This is a genomic window from Thermostichus lividus PCC 6715, assembly GCF_002754935.1.
Classification (GTDB): Bacteria; Cyanobacteriota; Cyanobacteriia; order Thermosynechococcales; family Thermosynechococcaceae; genus Thermosynechococcus; species Thermosynechococcus lividus.
The window spans coordinates 566,536-585,580 of the sequence record NZ_CP018092.1 but is presented as its reverse complement, the minus strand read 5'-3'; the positions used below and the strand labels follow the sequence as shown (position 1 = coordinate 585,580).

Genomic DNA, 19,045 nt, shown 5'->3' with positions numbered 1-19,045 from the left:
CACCGCCAACAGTTAACCTTGATCGTCAACGGTCGGGGTGGCACAAACTGTTTTTGAAGCTACCAAATGGCTAGATTATGACCCTTCCATCCGGAATTGGCCGGGATTCTCTACATCAGTGCGGGTCCAGTCGCAGGTAAAGCCTTTGGTTTCAGCCACGAACTGGTTCCACGGCAGCGGATCCACTGGCTGTGGGGTGGCATAAACAATCTTAAAGAGGCCATCGTCGCCCACTTCTCCAATGCGCACCGTTTGCGAAATATGGTGATTAGGGAACATCTTCACCGGGCCTTGGGGTGCATCAAAGGCTTGGCCAATGGCAGCTTGGCGCACTTTTTCGAGATCATCAGCGGTTCCCGCCTGCTCCACTGCTTGCTTCCACAGGTTAACCCCAATATAGGCAGACTCCATGGGGTCGTTGGTAACGCGATTTTGGCCAAATTTTGCTTTGAAGGCCTCCACAAAGGTTTTGTTTTGGGGCGTATCAACGGTCATGAAGTAATTCCAAGCAGCGTAGTGCCCCTTGAGGTACTCCACACCAATGGCTTGAACTTCTTCTTCAGCAATACTTACCGACATGGTGGGGTATTTATCGGGAGTTAACCCCGCCCCCTGCAGTTGTTTGAAGAAGGCAACGTTACTATCGCCGTTCAGGGTGTTAAAAATAACACCGCCATCGGGGAGAGCAGAGCGAATCTTGGTAATAATGGGGGTGACCTCGATGCTGCCAAGGGGCAGATAGTCTTCACCGACCGTTTCCCCACCTTTGGCCGCGAGTTGCGCCTTAATAATAGTATTGGCGGTGCGGGGGAAGACGTAGTCAGAGCCGACCAAAAAGAATTTTTTCCCTTTATTTTCCAGCAACCAATCTACGGCAGGTTCAATTTGCTGGTTAGGGGCTGCCCCCGTATAGAAAATATTTTTAGAGCATTCTTGACCTTCATATTGCACGGGGTACCAGAGCATATGATTTTTAGCCTCAAACACTGGCAGCACAGCTTTGCGGGAGGCAGAGGTCCAACAGCCAAAGACAACAACAACGTTATCTTGATCGATCAGTTTTGTGGCTTTTTCGGCAAAGGTCGGCCAGTCGGAGGCACCGTCTTCAAGAATAGGCTCAATCTGTTTACCGAGGACACCGCCAGCACTGTTAATTTCATCGATGGCTAGCTGGGTGGCATCCACGACGCTTTTTTCGCTGATGGCCATGGTGCCACTGAGGGAGTGCAAAATGCCGACTTTAATCGTCTCACCACTGCCTGCTGTTGTGCCACCACCACCGGTGTCTGTGGCTGGAGCGCAGCCTTTGATCAGTAGGCTCGTTCCCAAGGCGGCGGAGCCATACACAATAAATTTACGTCGTCCAAGTCCAAATTGTTGAGCCATGGGGGGTGCTATCTCTATAAATCAAAGCAATAACCTCCCATAGGTTAAGGGGGCGTTATCTGTGGAAACTGTATCTTAAGCTACGGGTTTTCGGCGATCGCCCTTAAAAAGCATTACAGAAAGTAAATAACTGTGGTGGCCTCACCCAGGGGGCCACTGGAAGGCTCTGCCTCCCAGCAGGTGAAGGTGGAGGTGATAAACGGTTTGCCCGCCATCGGCGCCATTGTTGATCACAATGCGATAGCCATTGCTCAGCCCCTCGTTTTCGGCAATCCGCTTGGCGCTCAACAGCAGGTGACCCAGTACCCGGTGGTCTTCTGGTTCCGCAAGACTAAGCTGCGGGATTGGCTTTTTCGGAATAATCAAAATGTGGATCGGGGCTTGGGGGTTGATGTCGCGGAAGGCCAGACACAGCTCATCCTCATAGACAATGTCGGCGGGGATCTCACGGCGAATAATACGGCTAAAAATTGTTTCTGCGGTCATGACTTTTACTCTCAAACACCAGCATCAGGACGGTCTTCAAGGATTTGCACTTCGGCGGTATCCAAATCATAGTAGGCACCCACTAAGCGCAGTTGCCCCTTGGCCATGGCGGCTTTGACAACTGTGGAGCGAGACAGGCGCTCTAGTTGGAGGTGGACATTGGCTTGAATAACGTTGGTGAGGCGATCGCCTGTCTGGTGTTGGGTGGCTTTGAGAGCAGGAGCCACTGATTCGGCGAGGGTGCTAATAATTCCTGGAAAGCTGCCTCCCGTGAGAGTGGCTTTCACTGCACCACAGCGTTCATGACCCAATACCATCAATAGCGAAACCCCCAGCACGGCGATCGCGTACTCGGCGCTAGCGACCGTATCCATCATGGCTAAGTTGCCAGCAACCCGAATGACGAACATGTCGCCAATCCCTTGATCAAACAGAACTTCAGGAATAACCCGCGAGTCAGCGCAACTGAGGATGGCAGCAAAGGGTTCTTGATGCTCCGCCACAGCTTCAATACGGGTGAAGTCACGATGGGGGTTATCGAGCCGGTGCTGCACAAACCGCTGGTTCCCTAGCATTAACCGTGTCAATGCTTCATTGGGGCGCACGACCGTCATTGCGGGTCAATCCATCGACCGTCAGCTTTAATGAGGTCAATGAGGGCTGCTACCCCTTCTGACTCGGGCACTTTCTTTACCTCTTCCCGACCGCGATACAGGGAAATATAGCCCGGTTGCTTGCCCACATACCCATAGTCGGCATCGGCCATTTCTCCGGGGCCGTTGACAATGCACCCCATCACGGCAATATTCAGGCCAGTTAAATGCTTCGTGGCTTCACGCACTTTGTGTAAGACATCCTCAAGGTTAAACAGCGTACGACCACAGGACGGGCAGGCGACATACTCCACCATGGTGCGCCGCAGCCCTAGTGCCTGCAAAATCCCATAGCACACGGGGATTTCTTTTTCCGGCGCTTCCGTGAGAGAGACGCGGATGGTATCGCCAATACCCTCGGCTAGGAGGGTGCCAATGCCAGCGGTGGATTTAATGCGTCCGTATTCGCCATCTCCTGCTTCGGTCACCCCAAGGTGGAGGGGATAGTCCATCCCCAACTCATCCATGCGTTTCACCATTAGTCGGTTAGCTGCCAGCATCACGGGTACCCGCGAGGCTTTGAGGGAAATTTCAAGGTTGTAAAAATTCAAGGACTCACAAATACGGATAAATTCTAGGGCTGATTCCACCATGCCTTCGGGGGTATCACCGTAGGTAAAGAGCATCCGCTCGGCTAACGAGCCATGGTTTACACCAATGCGCATGGATTTACCCTGATCCCGCAGGGAAATCACTAGGGGTTCAAGGGTTTCGCGGATTTTGTCGCCAATTTCAGCAAATTCCGCCGCAGAATATTCGGTGCGATCGCCCTTGGGCTTTTCAAACACGTACAGCCCCGGATTAATGCGAACATTATCCACGTACTTGGCCACTTCTAGGGCAATTTTCATGCCATTATGGTGAACATCCGCCACCAGAGGAACAGGTTTATAGGTCTTGTAGAGGCGATCGCGAATCTCTTCCATCGCTTTGGCGTGGGCAAGACTAGGTACCGTCACCCGCACAATTTCACAACCAATTTCGTGGAGACGACGAATGGCAGCCACTGAACCATCAATGTCTAGCGTATCTTCGTTAATCATCGACTGCACCGCTACCGGATGACCACCGCCAATGGTGATGGATCCCACGGGAACCGGTCGGGTCTTGCGCCGCACAATTGCCGTCTCTACGGGCGTGGGGGCAGCTTGAACTGGATTAGGCAGGGTTTGCATAGGGTGCTCTCTCGCCTCACTTCTACGCCAAGGATAATATCCTCCCTTTCAGAATGCCACAGAAGGGCAAACCCATGGTAATCAACTTGACATTCTCCACCGTCCTGAAGGACGGGGCTTGCATCCCAATGGGTTTGGTCAACGGTAAAGAAACGGTGACACTCCCCGCCGTGGAACGGCGAGGCTTCTCTGAGTTAGGCTAGAGCAAAGCCAATCTGCTCTAACTTGACCTTAGAAGGGGCTGCCACAGCCCCTCTACACACTCCACTCAAATCGATATTGAGCTTTGTGCTTACCTTTCTCGGCTCTATCGTCCGAGTTATGCTTAATCAATAGCTAAATGCCAGCAAATTAAGCAACGTAACTGAAAATTGTCAAAGTTACTGAACCCATAACCTGACCGCTTGATCAGCTTCAATTTATTGTTAATACCTTCGACAACACCACTATTTGTGTGATTATCAAAATAGGCGGTGGCTTCACCAAACCATCGACAAATTGTTCTTACGCTCTCTTGAAAAGAATCCTGAGCTTGAGCTAACCAATCGAGCAATTGAAAGGTTCCATCTTTCCAATCTTTTGCTTGCTCAAAGATGGCTCTAAACGATTCCTTCTCCTGATGCATTCGAGCCAGACTTGGCACTACTTCTCGAATTTCTTCCAGTTTTGCTTTTTGCTTCTGAGTTAGATTTTCCTCCGGCTTGAGTAACGCATATTTACTTTGTTTGAGCGCGGCTGCAATCTGGGCTTTCTTGACTTCATTTACCGTCTGCTCATTCGCTTTACAAATACTTTGTCGAGCCTTATCCAATTCCTGATTCACAATTTTTATAACATGAAATCGGTCAGCAACCACTGTAGCATTAGGTAGGAGTTTATGAACCAAACTTTTATAGTTTCCAGACAGGTCAATGCTCACCTCAATAATTTGATTGAGTACTGCTGCTCCCCATGCCTCAAGCACTTGCCTCACATCTTCCTGCTTGCGAGAAGGGGCAAAGGCAAGGGGAATTCGCCGCTCTAAATCGACCAAAACAACTATGTAATCTCCTTGTCCTTTACCTAAGGAAATCTCATCTATACCTAATCGTTTTACTGAACTCACATCGACGTGGAGTTTTTTTTACTGACATACTGTACCATTGACCATACTTCTTCATCAGTGAGACCATTTGAAATTGCAACATTATGAATGTCGCTGTGCAAAACCTGTTGCACGATTGACTGAGCAAATCGATCCGTTTGCTTGCGACGATTGCCGATGAAATCGAGCGTTTCACTGAATGGCTTACCACAAGTTCGACACTTAAACTGGCGACGATTGATCTTAAGAAATACGGTTCGTCCACTGATGCTTAAATCTCGCACTAGATACCAATGATTCTGGTGTAAATGACAACTTTTTTGTTGGCAACGTGGGCAAATCGCCTCGGTTGTCTTTGCTTCCACTATAAGAATCAATTCTCCCGCAACATCGGTATAATCTTCAACCTCAATTCCAGGTAGGTTGAGTAGATCAGTTAGAAGTAGCTGCATATCTCAGATTTCGTATAGCATGTTACATTAGCATACCAAGTCCGATAGACCCTAAATTAGCGACTGGTAATGAATTTTCCTAACCAGAGCAAGACGCTTAAGCCAAGGCTCAAGAGGATACCAGTGGTCAATGGAAAGTAGAAGGTAAAATACTCATTCTGTACCAGAATATCCCCCGGCAAGCGGCCAAGAGGGATGTGCCTCAAGGTTCCAGCACTGAGCCAGAGCAAACTTCCTAGCAACAGGAGGCTTGCACCGAGAACGACAAATATTTTTCCAATCTCCGCAATCATAGCTGTCCCTAGGAATTAATTGAAGTCAGTATTTTGATATTTAAAGGCCAACCCCCTAATGCCTAGTTCTAACGTCTGTTTGATAGGCGCGCAGTTGAGCCTTGAGCTGCGCAATCTCGGCGGCCATGTCGAGTACCATCGCGGCACCGACTAAATTTAATCCCAAATCGCGACGCAGGCGTTGAATCTGCACCACGCGGACGAGATCTTGGCGGCGCAGCATCGTGCCTGTTGGTTCAACTAGACCTAACGTCACAAATTGCTCAATGAGTGGCACTGAGGTTTGGGTAAAGTAAGCGGCTTGTTCAAAGCTGTAGAGGCGATCGCCTGCATTCGACCAAACAATTCGTGAAAGCCCCATGCTAGTGGTCATAGATGCACCTCCGCGATCGCACCTCGAGGATCAAAACTGCTAATCTGCTGCAACTTCTCATAGCATTCTCTTTCCTGCCTACTTAAGTCTTTCGGGGTGACAATTTTCAGCCGTACCAGCAAATCAGTTCGATTACCTTTGGGATCGCGCCAGCCTTTGCCACGTAATCTCAAGGTTTGTCCAGAATCCACGCCAGGAGGGATGCTCATCGTTACCTTTCCGTCAGGGGTCGGAACTTTTATTTGAGCACCGAGTACGGCTTCTGCTGGACTAATCGGAACTTCACAAATTAAATTATTGCCTTCAAATTTATAAAAGGCATGGGGTAGTAACTCGATAGTAAGATATAAATCCCCCCGCTGCTGGCTAAAGGGACTCATCTGCCCTTTGCCCTTGACCCGAATACGGCTACCGGACTTGGCTCCAGGTGGAATACGAACAGTAACCGTTTCATCCCCAATTTGTAACCGTTTTTGGGTACCGTGAAAAGCTTCGGAAAGGGTGAGGGCGATCGCAGCCTCCGTATCTTGGGCTGGCATGTCCACAAAACGGCTGAAGGGATCGTCCCCAAAGTCCACGTATTCTCGGAATCCCTCTGGCCCCGTTGTGGTTCGATAGGTGTACACTCGTCGCCCAGCTCCACCGCTGCGCCCGAAACGTCCCAATAGTTCGTTAATAAAATCATCGAAACTACTGTACTGCCCAAAATCCATCCCTTCAAAGCCAGCTCCACCCGGCGGCGGTGCCCCCGCAGCAGCTTGCTTCCAATACTGCCCAAACTGATCGTATTTCTGGCGTTTTTCTGGGTCAGATAGTACCTCGTGGGCTTCGTTGATCTCTTTAAAGCGAGCTTCTGCTGCTGGATCACCTGGATTCAAATCAGGGTGATATTTGCGCGCCAGTTTCCGGTAGGCCTTTTTGATTTCTTCTGGTGTGGCGGTTTTACTCACTCCCAGGATTTCGTAATAGTCTTTGAAATCGGTAGCAGCCATGGACACCTCTACCAAATGAATATGAGTAGCTTATCGGGCAGATTCAGTAAGCAAATTACCTCCAATACGTTCTAATTCGCTTTGCGTTTGGAGAAGATGCCCTTGTCGTCGCGATCGAATAATTGCTTGATCCGCTCCCAAGCTGTTTTCAAAGCATTGGTTGTCTCTGGAGATTCGCTGAGAGACTGGTTATAGGCTTCCACAAAGGTTTGCTGCGCCTCTTCGGACAAATCCGCCTTGATCTCTGGCGAAATTTGGTGACTGCCTGTCAATTCGCCTTCGGGTTCACGGGGCAACTGCATATCTGTAATAGCAACTTCTTCACCCCCTGCACTTTGTAAAAGTAGGAAAGTTTCACCCGATTTCTCTTCAGGAACTTCTACGACCAGCAAAAATTCACCCGCCTGCACACGCGTTTGATAAATAGCAGCCTTATCTTGGGGCATTCCCAATGAGATGAGCGCAGAGCCTAACCCTGCACCCAGCGCCCCGTAGAGGGCACCACTAGTCGCTCCCAGTAGCGCCGCCCCCAGTGGCCCTGCTGCGACAACTGCACCTAAAAAGGGAATAAACAGCACACCGACTCCGGTAAGCAGGCTTAAAACAGAGCCAAATAGGGAACCATAGAGCGCACCGCTGGCCAAACCATCCAAAATCACGTCTTTTTTAGTCAAAAACCCAGTGATGCGAGCTTCCGATTGGAAGTTACGTCCAATGATGGAAATCCGCTCTTTGGGCACGCCGCGATTGAGCAGGCGTTGGACAGCATCCTGTAGCTTTTTCTCATCTTTGAAGGTGGCGGAAACGCACTTTTCTGGGGTTTTAGCAAAGGCTGAACTCATGGTTACTGCTCCTTAATTCAAGATTTTCAAATTGGCGGTTAGGAAGGTTTAGCTTTTAGTAAGCGCTTCAGCACTTACTATCAACATGATAGTAATTGTTCATCACTTTTGATCTATAAAGTCAGCGTCGATGACATCTTCACCGCCGTTGGTAGTGCTGCCACCGGTCTGCTGAGAATAGACTGCACTGCCAACTTGCATGAGCGCCTGCTGAATGTCGTTGGTGAGGGATTTCATGCGATCGTAGTTTTCTTGTTGGATCGCGGTGCGCAGGTCTTGAACCATGCCTTCCAGCCGAGTTTTGTCGGCGGTGGGGACTTTGTCGCCCAAGTCTTTGAGCTGCTTCTCGGCTTGATAGGCAACGGAATCGGCAGTGTTTTTGGTATCGATTTGTTCGCGGCGGCGGCGATCGGCTTCGGCGTTGCGCTCGGCTTCTTTCACCATGCGTTCGACCTCCGATTTATCAAGGGTCGAAGCCCCGGTGATTGTAATGGATTGCTGTTTGCCGCTGGCCTTGTCTTGAGCCGAGACAGAGAGAATGCCGTTGGTGTCAATATCAAAGGTGACTTCAATTTGGGGGACACCCCGGGGTGCGGGAGGAATGCCGTCGAGTCGGAAGGTTCCTAGGCTCTTGTTGTCCGCTGCCATTTCCCGCTCCCCTTGCAAAACGTGGATTTCGACATTAGTTTGGCCATCCGCTGCGGTGGAAAAGATCTCCGATTTTTTCACTGGAATGGTGGTATTACGGGGAATAATTTTGGTCATTACGCCACCGAGGGTTTCCACACCCAGCGACAGCGGCGTGACATCCAACAATAACACGTCTTTCACGTCCCCTGCCAAGACCCCCGCTTGGATGGCCGCACCCACTGCAACAACCTCATCCGGATTCACGCCCTGGCAGGGTTCTTTCCCAGTCATTTGCCGGACTAATTGCTGCACGGCTGGAATGCGAGTCGAACCACCCACCAGCACAACTTCATCGATGTCAGACGCCGTTAGCTTAGCATCCCGAAGCGCTTGATCAACAGGTTTGCGGCAGCGATCGAGCAAGTCACTGCACAATTGCTCAAACTGCGCTCTGGTCAGCGTCATATCCAAGTGCTTGGGCCCGTCTTGGGTAGCCGTAATGAACGGTAAATTAATTTGCGTCTGAGTCGCTGCCGACAGTTCAATCTTGGCTTTTTCTGCTGCCTCTGTCAGCCGTTGCAAGGCTTGCTTGTCTTTGCGGAGATCAATGCCTTCATTGCGCTGAAACTCAGTGGCAAGCCAATCCACAATCTTTTTATCAAAGTCATCGCCACCCAAGTGGGTATCACCACTGGTGGCTTTGACCTCGAATACCCCATCTCCGACGTCCAAAATGGAGACATCAAACGTACCGCCACCCAAGTCAAACACCAGGATGGTTTCATTGCTTTTCTTGTCTAACCCATAGGCCAGTGCTGCCGCCGTTGGTTCGTTGATAATGCGTAGAACTTCAATGCCTGCAATCCGTCCGGCATCTTTGGTTGCCTGCCGTTGAGAATCATTGAAATAAGCAGGAACTGTGATGACCGCCTGCTTCACCGGTTCACCCAGATACTTGCTGGCATCATTGACTAGCTTACGTAGCACTTCTGCCGAAATTTCCTCGGGTGCAAATTGCTTTTTCTGAATTGGGCAGTCCAGTTTGACATTGCCATTGCTGTCACGCAGTACCTTGTAGGAAACCTGCTTTGATTCATCCGTCACTTCGTCATATTTGCGCCCAATAAACCGCTTAACCGAGTAGAAGGTATTTTCCGGGTTCATGACCGCCTGCCGTTTGGCAATTTGCCCCACCAGCTTATCACCAGTCTTTGTAAAGGCAACGACTGATGGCGTAGTTCGGTTACCTTCTGCATTAGCAATCACAACAGGTTGTCCACCTTCCATGACTGCTACACAGGAATTTGTTGTTCCTAAGTCAATTCCAACAACTTTTGCCATCGACAATATCCTCCATGCTTGTAAAATCTCAAAAACTGTCTATGGTTGCAGGCTAAATCATCACCACGGGCTTGATATGGGCTTACACCTCATGTCAGGACTGGAGTTGACAATTTAAGTCTGATGCTCAGAGAACCAGCCTATGAGAATATAGTAGAACTCAGTTCACACAAGGAAGGGTCGGTTTTCCAGCTTAGAGAAGTTCGTGTTTCCGACCCCCCTCGTTCAATCAAGAAATGCAACCAACCTAGATTGATGAACTTGTTGGCTAACTAAAATTAGCCCAGATTAACTTTCACAAGCTTATTCTTTTCGGCTCTCCCATTAGTGTGGTGATAATTTTACTAATTAGAGAAGCACGCTAACAAACTTTCCCGAAAATTGTTTAAGTTTACAAAGCCATACGCTTATTGCTTAATCAACTTAATACGATATATTGATTCCCGCCATTGCTTCACTGGTAGTGCGGTTTCTAAAGTAGTTGCTAATTCCATCTAAAGGGTTTCCAAGCGTTGTGATTGCTTGATTGTAAACGGCTCGTGCGTGATTTAGCCATTCGTGAATTCGACGCTTCCCTTCCTCAACCGTCAACGACTGCTCATCAATTCCACTCAACTCTTCTTCTCATCGGTACGCTTTTTTTAATTGCTTTGAGTGTTGCAAAAGCTGCTCTAATTTGACTGTTTCTTCTGGCGTTAATCTTGACCATTCCTCAATCAAATAAACTGGCTACCTCGACCCAACGCACCCACTTGATTCCGAATTTTATAGGAGTGATGTGGGCGGGCTAAAACCCCTCCGCTTTAGCGAGGGGATACAGCCAACTCAGGGGGCTTTAGCCCCTAGTAAGGTCAATTACTCTTGCCCTGAGCTTCAATGTAGCGCTGAATTGTTTCGCTGCTAACATTGCCAGCCGTTGAGACAAAGTAACTGGATGTCCACATGGACGGCAGTTTCATTAATGGATTAGGGAATTCCTGTCTGAGGAACTGTGCAGTTCGCCCCTTAATTCGATGCACTGCGGCTTTTCTGGTAGTCCATAGTTTACCTGTTTGTCTATCTGTGCTACGCTGTAGACAATTGTCGCATAAACTCACCATGTTTGGATGTCAGCAAGTTTTGCTCAACCCCAATAACGAACTTAAGGGGGTGATGGAATTTGTCTGCTCTGAGGCAAACAAGCTAACCAATCAGGGCATCTACTATGCTCGTCAACTGCACTTTAAGACCGGGCAGTGGATTGGCAAGCATAGCCTGAGTTACGAATACAAGACCAGTAAGCACTTCCAAGCTCTTTACTCCCAGGCTGCACAGCAAACCTTGATTTCGGTCTACGAGTCGTTTAAGTCCTACCGAGCATTGTTGAAACTGTGGCGAGGTGGAGAACTGGCAGAGAAACCCAGGATGCCAAATTACCGCAAGAAGGGAGGGTTGGCAGTAGTCAGCTATCCCAAACAAGCGCTGAAGTTGGTTGATGGGATGATCCGGGTTCCGCTGGGGCAGTTAGTGAAAGTGTGGTTTCAGATTGATTCGTTCACTGTCCCCATGCCCTCCAATCTCAAATTTGAGGACATCAAGGAACTGCGGATTCTGCCGCGCAATGGGTGTTTCTACGCTGAGTTTGTCTATCGTCTGAACCCCGTTCAGATTGATGTAGACCCGATGCGGGTGCTGGGCATCGATTCGGGATTAAACAACTGGCTCACCTGCGTCAGCAATGTGGGAACCAGCTTCATTGTGGATGGACTGCACCTGAAATCGTTGAACCGCTGGTACAACAAGCAAATTGCCAAGCTGAAAGAAGGTAAGCCTCAAGGCTTTTGGTCAAAGCGACTGGCACAACTCACTGAGAAGCGCAATCGGCAGATACGTGATGCAGTGAACAAAGCGGCTAGGATTGTGATTGACCATTGCACCCGTAACCGGATTGGTCGGATTGTATTTGGCTGGAACCAGCAGCAAAAGGACGGTTCCAACCTAGGCAAGAAGACCAATCAGAAGTTTGTGCAGATCCCAACTGCGAGACTGAAAGAGCGGATTGCTCAATTAGCGGAGCAGTACGGGATAGAGTTTGTTGAAACTGAGGAGTCGTATACCTCTCAAGCATCGTTTGTGGATGGTGACTTTTTGCCGACATTCGGTGAAAAACCTGATAGCTGGAAGTCATCGGGGAAGCGGACGAAGCGAGGCTTGTTCAGGACTGCTCAGAATTGGTACATCAACGCGGATTGTAATGGCGCTGCCAACATCCTGCGTAAAGTAGCGACGATGCTTGGATTGAGTCTGAGCGGAGTTGGTAGGGGGTCTTTGACTGCCCCCACCCGTATTAAGTTGTGGGTGACAGCTCAAGGGAAAAGCGAAGCAACGCGGCTTCAGCCCGTTGCGTAGCATCCTTTGGGAATCCCCTCTCTTTCAAGGAGGAGAGAAGTCAAATTGTGCAACGCCCTAATTCGCTAAAATACACAGTGGTTTTACTTGTGAAAAGAGGAATTTATTACCTTGGTAACCCTCGGTGTCAACATTGACCATGTGGCAACCATCCGCCAAGCCCGCCGCACTGTCGAGCCAGATCCGGTTGCCGCTGCTGTTTTGGCTGAACTGGGTGGTGCTGATGGGATTACGGTGCACCTGCGCGAAGACCGTCGCCATATTCAGGAGCGGGATGTGCGACTGCTGCGCCAAACCGTGCGCAGCCACCTGAACCTAGAAATGGCTGCGACTCCAGAGATGGTGGCGATCGCCCTCGACCTGCGCCCAGATTATGTCACCCTTGTGCCGGAGCGGCGGGAGGAAGTGACCACGGAAGGGGGGTTGGATGTCCTAGGGCAGCAAGAGAGCCTCACCCAAGTGGTGCAGACGCTGCAAGGAAAGGGGATTCCGGTCAGTTTGTTTATTGATGCCGATCCAGCGCAGTTAAACGCTGCCGCCAGCACCGGTGCCCAGTTGGTTGAACTGCACACAGGGCGCTATGCCGAAGCCAAGGGGGAAGCCGCGCAGCAGCAAGAGTTAGCGGCACTGGCTCAGGGAGTTAGCACTGCCAAAGCCTTAGGGTTACGGGTGAATGCCGGTCATGGCCTCACCTACCAAAATGTTCAGGCTGTCGCCCGCCTTGAAGGTATGGAAGAGTTAAATATTGGCCACACCATTATTAGCCGTGCCGTCTTGGTGGGATTGGTACAGGCGGTACGGGATATGAAAGCACTCCTCAGCGGCTAGGCGGCTCCTGAGGAGGCCGCTCTATGGCACAATGATTAATGCTGTTTTTACGATGCAATGCCTGTGCCTGCCACTGCTGTCCCCCGTCGGCCTGTTTTTCCCTTTGCGGCAATTGTTGGCCAAGACGAAATGAAGCTGTCATTGTTGCTGAATGTCATTGACCCCAAAATTGGCGGGGTAATGATCATGGGCGATCGCGGCACAGGTAAATCCACCACCATTCGTGCCCTTGCCGACCTGCTGCCGGACATTGAGGTTGTCGCTGACGATCCCTTTAATAGCCATCCCAGTGATCCCGACCTGATGAGTGATGCAGTCAAGGAGAGGGTGGCTGCGGGAGAGCCGATCGCCACCACCACTAAGAAAGTGCCGATGGTGGATCTCCCCCTAGGGGCAACAGAAGACCGTGTTTGTGGCACCATTGATATTGAAAAAGCCCTTGCCGAAGGGGTCAAAGCCTTTGAACCCGGCCTGCTGGCCAAGGCTAACCGCGGTATCCTCTACGTGGATGAAGTCAACCTCCTAGACGATCACCTTGTGGATGTCCTTCTAGATGCTGCCGCCTCCGGCTGGAACACGGTTGAGCGCGAGGGGATTTCAATTCGTCACCCCGCGCGGTTTGTCCTTGTGGGATCCGGCAACCCAGAAGAGGGGGAATTGCGGCCCCAACTCCTTGATCGCTTTGGGATGCACGCAGAAATCCGCACCGTCAAAGATCCAACACTGCGGGTGGAAATTGTCGAGCAGCGATCGCGCTTTGACCACGATCCCGAAGGCTTTTTAGCCCAGTACCAAAGAGAGCAGGAAGCCCTTCAGGCCAAGCTAGTCGCAGCACAGGCACTGCTGCCCAAGGTAACCATTGACCACGAACTGCGGATCAATATTTCCCACGTCTGCGCTGAGCTGGATGTGGATGGCCTGCGTGGAGATCTGGTCACCAACCGTGCAGCTAAGGCGCTAGCCGCTTTGGAGGGGCGTACAGATGTGAACGTCAGCGATATTGCCCGGGTGATTGTCCTCTGTTTGCGCCACCGCCTTCGGAAAGACCCGCTGGAGTCTATTGACTCTGGCTATAAGGTGGGGAAAGTGTTCCAAGAGGTGTTTGGGGTTGATTTAGCGGCGCTCCACGCTGCAGCCTAAGGATGGGAGCGACCCTCCTGCGGTACTTGCCGCTAGCCACGGGGGTTCTTGGGGGCACGCTGCTGCTGGTGAACCGCCTGCTGACCGTTGAACCAACCCCTGCCCAAGCCCGGTCTGATGTAGTTGGCGTGATTTTAGCCGCTGTCTTGATCTTAACCACCCTCATTTGGCAGCAGGTGCAGCCGCGGCCACCAGAGGCGGTGATCTTAGAGGGCGAGGAGGGCTTTGAATTGGCACCGGACTTGCCCGATGCCCTTAAAACCGAGTTGGCGTGGGCCTCCTATACGTTGCTAACGAACACGCCGACAAAGTCTATTGTGCTGTGGCGGAGCGATCGCCCCCTCCTACGGCGGGGGATATTGGGGCCGCGAACCATGACCCAAGCTGGTGCCATTGTCCAGCGCGCCCTGAGGACGCAGCGCCCCATCTATCTAGTCAATTTAGCCCTTTACCCAGGACGCATTGAATTTGACTATTTACCCCCCAACACCCAAGGGGTGATCTGCCAACCCATCAACGAGACAACCGTACTGATCCTCGGTGCTAACGCCCCCCGCAGCTATACCAAACAGGACGAGCAATGGGTGGCCGCCATTGCGGCCAAGTTAGATCAGGCTCTGCAGGCAACGGTAGAATAGACCCTAGACCCTTGCCACTCTCCCCTTGGGATTAGTGCTATCCCCTTTGATCGTTGTATAGGACTGACACATTACTACTATGACTGTTGCAACTTCTGCTCCCACCACACTGCCCAGTGACTCCCGCCAGCGGGTGTCCTCCTTCCTCAAAACCCTTCAGGATCAGATTTGCCAAGGGTTAGAAGCAGCGGATGGCGGTGCCCAGTTCCAAGAGGATAGTTGGCAGCGACCCGAAGGAGGGGGCGGGCGCTCCCGGGTGATGAAGAACGGGAACCTGCTCGAGCAGGGCGGCGTTAACTTTTCCGAAGTGTGGGGGGAGCAGTTACCGCCTTCCATTCTCAGCCAACGCCCAGAAGCCGCTGGCCATGGATTTTATGCCACGGGCACTTCTATGGTGCTGCATCCGCGCAACCCCTATGTGCCAACAGTGCACCTCAACTACCGCTACTTTGAGGCAGGGCCAGTGTGGTGGTTTGGTGGAGGGGCAGACTTAACCCCCTACTACCCCTTTGCGGAAGATGCCCAGCACTTTCACCGTGTTCACAAGGCCGCGTGCGATCGCCACCACAGTGAGTACTATCCCGTCTTCAAACGTTGGTGCGATGAGTACTTTTATTTGAAGCATCGCGGTGAATCTCGCGGGATTGGCGGCATTTTCTTTGACTACCAAGACGGTAGCGAGGGGGAACTCTATCGCGGCCCAAATCTTGACGGCGATGCCGCCAGTTATAGCCGCCAGGTGGGTGCGGTTGCCCCCCGCTCTTGGGAGAGCCTCTTTGCCTTTATCCAAAGCTGCGGTCAAGCCTTTTTAGAGGCGTACCTACCCATTGTTGAACGGCGGCGGCATATTGAGTATGGCGATCGCGAACGTCAATTTCAACTCTATCGCCGTGGCCGCTACGTCGAATTCAACTTAGTCTATGACCGAGGCACCATTTTTGGGCTACAAACCAATGGCCGTACCGAGTCTATTTTAATGTCCTTGCCGCCCTTGGTGCGCTGGGAGTACAACTACACCCCTGAGCCGAACAGCCCTGAAGCGGAACTCTACACCACGTTCCTCAAAGCCCAAGATTGGGTGAACTGGTCCCACTAAGCAGCAAACCTCTATGACCCCTGCACCTTTTCTGCAATACTGGTGGCGGCGCAGCCTGTCGCTCCTTGGCGACCTCCGTTTAGCCATTCTGCTGCTGCTGATCATTGCCTTGGCCAGTATTGCCGGTACCGTCATTGAGCAGGGGCAGCCCCTCTCGTTTTATCAAACCAATTACCCCGAAAACCCAGCGCTTTTTGGGTTTTTAAGTTGGCGGGTGCTGCTGGCTATTGGGCTTGATCATGTCTATCGAACAGCGTGGTACTTAACCCTCTTAGTGCTCTTTGGTGCCAGTCTGGTGGCCTGCACCGTTACTCGACAAGTTCCAGCCCTCAAAAGCGCCCAACGCTGGCAGTACTACTGCGAGCCACGCCAGTTTGGCAAGCTTGCCCTCAGTACTACAGTGCCCCACGGATCATTGCGTACCTTGGCAGCCGCCCTCAGCCAAAACGGTTATCGCGTTTGGTACACCGATAACCAACTCTATGCCCGCAAAGGGATTGCTGGGCGCATTGGCCCAATTGTGGTGCATGCCAGCATGATCCTGATTTTGCTCGGAGGTATTCTGGGTTCCCTGACGGGGTTTATGGCACAGGAGTTGGTGCCCAGTGGCTCGACGTTCCACATTCAACACCTGATTCAAGCGGGGCCGTTGGCTCACCTCCCCGAGAATTGGTCGGTGAAAGTGAACCGCTTTTGGATTGACTACACACCCGCTGGAGATATTGATCAGTTTTACTCGGATCTCTCGGTACTCGATGCCACTGGCACAGAGGTCAAGCGAGGCACCATTCACGTCAATCAACCCCTCAAGTACGCTGGGGTAACCCTCTACCAAGCAGATTGGAGTATTGCAGCCGTCCGGTTTCGCCTGAATCAAAGCCCGGTGCTGCAATTGCCCATGGCGCAACTGAACACTGAGGGGAAAGGCCGCCTCTGGGGCACTTGGATCCCCACTAAGCCGGATCTGTCGGCGGGTATTTCTCTCATTGCTCGAGATTTGCAGGGGACGGTACTCATCTATGGTGCAGATGGTGAGTTTCTCACCAGTTTGCGCCAAGGAATGAGCACCCAGATCAACAACGTCACCCTCACCCTCACAGAGTTGGTGGGCAGCACAGGCCTACAAATTAAATCTGACCCTGGGATTCCCCTGTTTTATGCTGGGTTTGCCTTTCTGATGGCTGGGGTGATCATGAGTTACGTGTCTCACTCTCAGGTGTGGGGGCTGTTCACCGAGGAGACCCTCTACGTGGGCGGGCGCACCAATCGCGCTCAGTTAGCCTTTGAGCAGGAGTTGGTGGCGATCGCCGCCGCCTTACAAACACAGGCCCCCCCTCAAACCGCCGAGCGATGAAAGCTGTTTCTACACCCGCTCGGAGGTCATGGTCTCTCACCCTTGGTGCGGTAGGCGTTGTCTATGGCGACCTTGGCACGAGTCCTCTGTACGCCTTTCAGGAGGCCTTTAATCCCCTTCATGCCTTGGCTGTTACCCCTGCTAATATCTATGGGGTGCTGTCCCTGATTATTTGGTCATTGATTTTAATTGCCACTCTCAAGTATGCCACTTTTGCGCTGCGGGCAGATAACGGTGGCGAGGGCGGCATTTTTCCGCTGATGGCTCTGGTGCTATCCCGCTGGTCAGGGGCATCCCGTTGGTATGGTGGCATTGTGGCCTTGGGGCTAATCGGGGCAGCGATGTTTTATGGCGATAGTACCATCACCCCTGCCATTAGCGTCCTCTCAGCGGTACACGGGCTACAGGTCATCAATCCGGGGCTTGCGCCTTGGCTGGTACCCCTGACGGTTGCCATTCTCGTGAGCCTCTTTGCCGTGCAAGCCCACGGCACCACACGAGTGGGGCACTTTTTTGGTCCGGTCATGCTCCTGTGGTTTATGGTTCTCAGTGGGCTGGGGGCATGGCACATTATGCAGCATCCCCTCATTCTCAATGCCTTGAATCCATGGTGGGGGATGCACCTGTTTTGGACCACCCCCCAAGAGACACTCTTTCTGCTTGGGGTGGTGATCCTGGCCTTAACGGGGGCTGAAGCAATGTATGCCGACATGGGGCATTTTGGCCGACACCCCGTGCGCCATGCGTGGTATCGGATCGTCTTTCCTGCCCTTGTGCTCAATTACCTTGGGCAAGGTGCCCTCGTGCTGACGGATGCCACCGCCGCCGCAAATCCCTTTTTTCGCCTTGTCCCTACGGCTGGAGTGATCCCCCTTGTGATCCTGAGTACGTTGGCCACCATTATTGCGTCGCAGGCGGTGATTTCAGGTGCCTTCTCCATGACTGCCGCAGCCATTAAACTCGGTTATCTGCCGCGGCTCAAGATTCAGATCACCGATGATCAGCATCGAGGGCAAGTCTATATTCCTTTCATCAATTGGCTGTTACTGCTTACGGTGATTGCACTGGTCATTACTTTTCAGCAGCCCACAAATTTGGCCGCCGCCTACGGTTTGGCGGTGAATGTCACGATGGGGGTGACCACAATTTATCTGCTCCTGTTAGCTCGACAACAGTGGCGCTGGTCGTTGGGGCGAGCGGTGGTGGTTTTTGGGAGTCTCTTGGCTATTGAGGCCAGCTTTTTAGTGGCCAATACCCTCAAAATTCCCGCCGGCGGGTGGTATCCGCTGCTGTTTGGCATGATGGTTTATGGGTTGCTGGTGACATGGCACCAAGGGCGCGATCGCCTCCAAGACCAACTACGACAAGTAACGCAACACCTCTCGCTAGAGTCGTTGCTTGCAGCGCATCCCCTGCAAGTGCCGGGGACAGGGGTATTTTTTTCACCCCTGCCGACACTCATCCCCTTTGCGTTTATACAAAACCTGCACCACAACCATGTGATACATCAGCGGGTATTTTTCGTCCATCTAAATACAGCGGATTTGCCCCACGTGAGTGAGTCTGACCAACTTCATGTTGCTTCCCTCGCCGAGAATATGTATCAGGTCACCATCAATTACGGCTTTCGGGATACTATTGATATTCCTGCTGCGATGGCGCGCTGCTGGCGCGCCTTGGATATTGCAGCGGAGGTTGAAACGGTTAGCTACTTTGTGGGACGGCGTACCATTGTTCCCACCCCAGCAGCAGGGTTGTGGCATTGGCAAAAGGTGCTGTTTGCATGGCTTTACCGTAATGCTGAAAGTCCGATGACCTATTTTCGGCTCCCACCTCAGCAGGTGGTGGAAATGGGGATGCAAGTTGAGGTGTAGAACCCTTGGCGTTGGGGAAT

16 protein-coding genes and 2 pseudogenes are annotated in these 19,045 nt (G+C 51.8%); 7 read left to right on the top strand and 11 right to left on the bottom strand.

The window, feature by feature from the left end; genetic code table 11:
- Nucleotides 1–75 precede the first annotated feature (75 nt).
- From urtA to BRW62_RS02910, 11 genes and pseudogenes are all read right to left on the bottom strand, one after another.
- Nucleotides 76–1,386, bottom strand: a complete 1,311-nt coding sequence (urtA, locus tag BRW62_RS02960) for an urea ABC transporter substrate-binding protein (protein ID WP_099798214.1) — start codon at nt 1,384–1,386, stop codon at nt 76–78.
- A gap of 141 nt (nt 1,387–1,527) precedes the next feature.
- A complete protein-coding gene (locus tag BRW62_RS02955; protein ID WP_099798213.1) occupies nt 1,528–1,872 on the bottom strand; it encodes a histidine triad nucleotide-binding protein in 345 nt (114 codons plus the stop codon).
- A gap of 11 nt (nt 1,873–1,883) precedes the next feature.
- Nucleotides 1,884–2,486 carry a carbonic anhydrase gene (locus BRW62_RS02950; protein WP_099798212.1) on the bottom strand — a complete coding sequence of 201 codons (603 nt, stop codon included), beginning with the start codon at nt 2,484–2,486 and terminating at the stop codon, nt 1,884–1,886.
- The gene (ispG, locus tag BRW62_RS02945; protein ID WP_099798211.1) at nt 2,483–3,700 is read right to left on the bottom strand and encodes a (E)-4-hydroxy-3-methylbut-2-enyl-diphosphate synthase; all 1,218 of its coding nucleotides are present in this window, start codon (nt 3,698–3,700) and stop codon (nt 2,483–2,485) included. The genes BRW62_RS02950 and ispG overlap by 4 nt, the downstream gene beginning before the upstream one ends.
- 325 nt (nt 3,701–4,025) lie before the next feature.
- Nucleotides 4,026–5,236: pseudogene (locus BRW62_RS15475) on the bottom strand (ISL3 family transposase).
- A 56-nt stretch (nt 5,237–5,292) separates the two neighbouring features.
- Nucleotides 5,293–5,529: a DUF2905 domain-containing protein gene (locus BRW62_RS02935; protein WP_099798210.1), complete on the bottom strand. Its 237-nt coding sequence runs from the start codon at nt 5,527–5,529 to the stop codon at nt 5,293–5,295.
- Between the two features lie 55 nt (nt 5,530–5,584).
- Nucleotides 5,585–5,902, bottom strand: coding sequence for a chaperone modulator CbpM (locus tag BRW62_RS02930; RefSeq protein WP_099798209.1), 318 nt, complete (start codon nt 5,900–5,902; stop codon nt 5,585–5,587).
- A complete protein-coding gene (locus BRW62_RS02925; RefSeq protein ID WP_099798208.1) occupies nt 5,899–6,894 on the bottom strand; it encodes a DnaJ C-terminal domain-containing protein in 996 nt (331 codons plus the stop codon). Before BRW62_RS02925 ends, BRW62_RS02930 begins: the two co-directional genes overlap by 4 nt.
- A 71-nt stretch (nt 6,895–6,965) precedes the next feature.
- Nucleotides 6,966–7,736 (bottom strand): ChaB family protein, encoded by a 771-nt coding sequence (locus tag BRW62_RS02920; RefSeq protein ID WP_099798207.1) that lies wholly within the window; start codon nt 7,734–7,736, stop codon nt 6,966–6,968.
- A gap of 102 nt (nt 7,737–7,838) precedes the next feature.
- A complete protein-coding gene (dnaK, locus tag BRW62_RS02915; protein WP_099798206.1) occupies nt 7,839–9,707 on the bottom strand; it encodes a molecular chaperone DnaK in 1,869 nt (622 codons plus the stop codon).
- A gap of 851 nt (nt 9,708–10,558) precedes the next feature.
- Nucleotides 10,559–10,720, bottom strand: a pseudogene (locus BRW62_RS02910) (IS200/IS605 family transposase); the annotation flags it as partial.
- An 85-nt stretch (nt 10,721–10,805) separates the two neighbouring features.
- Between BRW62_RS02910 and BRW62_RS02905 the strand changes: the two are divergent.
- The 7 genes from BRW62_RS02905 (at nt 10,806) to BRW62_RS02875 (ending at nt 19,025) form a co-directional block, all read left to right on the top strand.
- On the top strand, nt 10,806–12,095 hold the full coding sequence (locus BRW62_RS02905; RefSeq protein WP_099798160.1) for an RNA-guided endonuclease InsQ/TnpB family protein: 1,290 nt from the start codon (nt 10,806–10,808) through the stop codon (nt 12,093–12,095).
- 111 nt (nt 12,096–12,206) lie between these two features.
- Nucleotides 12,207–12,923: a pyridoxine 5'-phosphate synthase gene (locus BRW62_RS02900; RefSeq protein WP_099798205.1), complete on the top strand. Its 717-nt coding sequence runs from the start codon at nt 12,207–12,209 to the stop codon at nt 12,921–12,923.
- Between the two features lie 57 nt (nt 12,924–12,980).
- Nucleotides 12,981–14,063 carry a magnesium chelatase ATPase subunit I gene (gene bchI / locus BRW62_RS02895; protein WP_099798204.1) on the top strand — a complete coding sequence of 361 codons (1,083 nt, stop codon included), beginning with the start codon at nt 12,981–12,983 and terminating at the stop codon, nt 14,061–14,063.
- Between the two features lie 2 nt (nt 14,064–14,065).
- Nucleotides 14,066–14,701, top strand: coding sequence for a cofactor assembly of complex C subunit B (locus BRW62_RS02890; RefSeq protein ID WP_099798203.1), 636 nt, complete (start codon nt 14,066–14,068; stop codon nt 14,699–14,701).
- A 79-nt stretch (nt 14,702–14,780) separates the two neighbouring features.
- Nucleotides 14,781–15,797 carry an oxygen-dependent coproporphyrinogen oxidase gene (gene hemF / locus BRW62_RS02885; RefSeq protein ID WP_099798202.1) on the top strand — a complete coding sequence of 339 codons (1,017 nt, stop codon included), beginning with the start codon at nt 14,781–14,783 and terminating at the stop codon, nt 15,795–15,797.
- Nucleotides 15,798–15,810: 13 nt separating this feature from the next.
- Complete coding sequence (locus BRW62_RS02880) at nt 15,811–17,151, top strand: cytochrome c biogenesis protein (RefSeq protein WP_099798201.1); 1,341 nt, start codon at nt 15,811–15,813, stop codon at nt 17,149–17,151.
- Nucleotides 17,148–19,025 (top strand): potassium transporter Kup, encoded by a 1,878-nt coding sequence (locus tag BRW62_RS02875; protein WP_099798200.1) that lies wholly within the window; start codon nt 17,148–17,150, stop codon nt 19,023–19,025. The genes BRW62_RS02880 and BRW62_RS02875 overlap by 4 nt, the downstream gene beginning before the upstream one ends.
- Nucleotides 19,026–19,045 lie beyond the last annotated feature (20 nt).

Bases quoted from the DNA above. Each gene is read 5' to 3' on its own strand.
- urtA (WP_099798214.1), bottom strand. From the start codon at position 1,386: ATGGCTCAACAATTTGGACTTGGACGACGTAAATTTATTGTGTATGGC.
- BRW62_RS02905 (WP_099798160.1), top strand. From the start codon at position 10,806: ATGTTTGGATGTCAGCAAGTTTTGCTCAACCCCAATAACGAACTTAAG.
- BRW62_RS02955 (WP_099798213.1), bottom strand. From the start codon at position 1,872: ATGACCGCAGAAACAATTTTTAGCCGTATTATTCGCCGTGAGATCCCC.
- hemF (WP_099798202.1), top strand. From the start codon at position 14,781: ATGACTGTTGCAACTTCTGCTCCCACCACACTGCCCAGTGACTCCCGC.
- BRW62_RS02890 (WP_099798203.1), top strand. From the start codon at position 14,066: ATGGGAGCGACCCTCCTGCGGTACTTGCCGCTAGCCACGGGGGTTCTT.
- BRW62_RS02920 (WP_099798207.1), bottom strand. From the start codon at position 7,736: ATGAGTTCAGCCTTTGCTAAAACCCCAGAAAAGTGCGTTTCCGCCACC.
- BRW62_RS02880 (WP_099798201.1), top strand. From the start codon at position 15,811: ATGACCCCTGCACCTTTTCTGCAATACTGGTGGCGGCGCAGCCTGTCG.
- bchI (WP_099798204.1), top strand. From the start codon at position 12,981: ATGCCTGTGCCTGCCACTGCTGTCCCCCGTCGGCCTGTTTTTCCCTTT.
- dnaK (WP_099798206.1), bottom strand. From the start codon at position 9,707: ATGGCAAAAGTTGTTGGAATTGACTTAGGAACAACAAATTCCTGTGTA.
- BRW62_RS02875 (WP_099798200.1), top strand. From the start codon at position 17,148: ATGAAAGCTGTTTCTACACCCGCTCGGAGGTCATGGTCTCTCACCCTT.
- BRW62_RS02950 (WP_099798212.1), bottom strand. From the start codon at position 2,486: ATGACGGTCGTGCGCCCCAATGAAGCATTGACACGGTTAATGCTAGGG.
- BRW62_RS02930 (WP_099798209.1), bottom strand. From the start codon at position 5,902: ATGACCACTAGCATGGGGCTTTCACGAATTGTTTGGTCGAATGCAGGC.
- BRW62_RS02925 (WP_099798208.1), bottom strand. From the start codon at position 6,894: ATGGCTGCTACCGATTTCAAAGACTATTACGAAATCCTGGGAGTGAGT.
- ispG (WP_099798211.1), bottom strand. From the start codon at position 3,700: ATGCAAACCCTGCCTAATCCAGTTCAAGCTGCCCCCACGCCCGTAGAG.
- BRW62_RS02935 (WP_099798210.1), bottom strand. From the start codon at position 5,529: ATGATTGCGGAGATTGGAAAAATATTTGTCGTTCTCGGTGCAAGCCTC.